Genomic DNA, 2079 nt, shown 5'->3' on the forward strand with positions numbered 1-2079 from the left:
AGCCCGGCCAGCCACCACGGCCGGTGCTCGCGCACGGCCAGCCACACGAGGTAGGCGCCGCCGATCTCGCACAGCGCAGAGAGGACGAACAACCCGATCGAGCGCGCGACCAGCATCGGCGGCTCCCTTCCTCCGACGCTGCTGAAGATCCGACACCCTTCAGGATCAGACACCGTCAAGATCTGGCACGGTTCAGGATCAGACCCGTTCAAGATCCGACTCGCGCCCACTCTAGCTCTCGCCCGGCCGTATCGGCTCAGTCCCGCCGCGCGATCAACCGGTACGCGTTGGTCAGGCCGAACCGGCGTGCCGGCCCTCTGGCAACGAGGCGATCCAGAAGCGCCGCCGCCGCGAGTGCGGGGATGCTCAGCAGCACGATCACACTGCGCCCGACCCGGCTCGCCAGTCCGGGGCGTCGGGCGTGCCAGGGGGCGTCCTCGCGCGGCGCCAGGTTGTCGGCGACGAACCACGTGGCGGCGAGCAGGTCGATCGGGTCGTGCGGCTCGGCGTGCTGCTCGGCGAGCACGGTGAAGCCGAGCTCGTCGAGGCGCCGGCGCAGGTTGCCCGCCGGGATGAAGTGCAGGTGTTGCGGCTGGAGCCAGGGCAGCCACCGGCGGCCGAGCAGCCGGGCGTAGCGGCTCTCCGGATCGGGGACCTCGATCAGCAGGTGGCCGCCGGGGCGCAGGGCCAAGTGCGCTGCCGCCAGCTCCGGCTCGGGCTCGGCGGCGTGCTCGAGGTAGTGGAACATGCTGATCACGTCGTATTCGCCGGCGATCGAGGGCGCCAGCTCGACGAAGCTTCCGCGGTAGCCGCGCCGCACCCGTCCGGCCCGCTCGGCGATCTCGGCGCCGTCGGTGAAGTCGAGTCCGTCGAACGCCGTGTCGGGGAAGACGTCGCGCGCCGCCTCGCAGAAGTGGCCGTGCCCGGTCCCGACGTCCAGCCAGCTCGCCGGCTTCTCCGCGTGCGGGGCGAGCGACGCGGCCCGGCGGCGGTACATCCGGCCGCGGCCGGCGAACAGCCCGCCCGTGCTCTTTTCGCCGAGCCCATCGTAGAAGTCGCGGTAGTAGAACTCCAGGCCCGCCGCGCTCAGCTGCGGGTTCTGAAATACGTGCCCGCATTCCACGCACCGGTCGAGGCTGAACCGCCCGGGTTTGTGCTGGAGCAGATCGGTCGTGCGCAGGCGTTCGCGCAACTGCGCGGAGCCGCACCACGGGCAGCTGGTGCGCCGTGGCCCGAAGAACCGCTCCAGGCCGTCCGCGAGGTCGGCCTGGTAGGCGGGCCGCCGGGTCGCGACGGCCTCGGTGCGGTTCGGGCGCGGTGCGGGTTTGGATTCGGGTTCTGTCGTGGCGGTATCCGCGGAGGCTGACTTCTGGGCCTGAGGCTCATCGGTGCGACGCACGCGCCCTAAATATCAGAACTACCACCCGTATCGCTAGCCTTCAGGGTGACGCGGCGCGGAATTCGCCGCCACGCACGCGGGAGCACACGCGGCGGCCGACATTCCTGCGGCTCGGCCGCTCCGAGTCGCTAGCTTCCGACGATCACGACGAGCTTGCCTTGGCTGTGGCCGCCGCCGAGCTGCGTCAGCGCCGCGGGCAACTCAGGCAGCGGATACGTCTTCTCGACCACCGGCACCACCTTCCCGGATTCCAGAAGCTGCGCCAGGGTGGTCAGGTCGCCCGCGTCGTTCTTCGCGAGCATCCCGACCAGGCGCTGGCTGCTGAGAGCCGAGACGGCGAGCATCCGCAGCAGCGAGCCCAACGGCCCGATCCACCGGTTGTCCTTCGGGCCGCCCACCATGACCAGCGTGCCCTTCGCGGCGAGCACGCGTCTGCGGTCGGCGAGCGGGCGATTCCCGGCGATGTCCAGGATGAGGTCGTACTGCTGCCCGCCGCGGGTGAAGTCCGCGAGCGTGTAGTCGATCACCTCGTCCGCGCCCAGCGCCTTGGCCGCGTCGACGTTCCGACTGCTGCACACGGCGGTGACCTCGGTCCCGAACGACTTGGCGATCTGCACGGCGAACGTCCCCACACCGCCCGACGCGCCGTTGACCAGGACCTTCTGTCCCGCGCTGATGCG

General features: G+C 70.9%; 2 protein-coding genes and 1 pseudogene. All 3 read right to left on the reverse strand.

Annotated elements, in window-relative coordinates; all coding sequences use genetic code 11:
- Positions 1-116, reverse strand: a pseudogene (locus VGZ32_RS14405) (hypothetical protein); the annotation flags it as partial.
- A gap of 140 nt (positions 117-256) precedes the next feature.
- The gene (locus tag VGZ32_RS14410) at positions 257-1399 is read right to left on the reverse strand and encodes a class I SAM-dependent methyltransferase (RefSeq protein ID WP_326886521.1); all 1143 of its coding nucleotides are present in this window, start codon (positions 1397-1399) and stop codon (positions 257-259) included.
- 128 nt (positions 1400-1527) lie between these two features.
- Positions 1528-2079: NAD(P)-dependent alcohol dehydrogenase (locus tag VGZ32_RS14415; protein ID WP_326886522.1), on the reverse strand; the 552-nt coding region annotated here is incomplete at its 5' end.

This window comes from Actinocrinis sp. (genome assembly GCF_035938995.1).
In the GTDB taxonomy this organism is placed as follows: Bacteria; Actinomycetota; Actinomycetes; order Streptomycetales; family Catenulisporaceae; genus DASZGI01.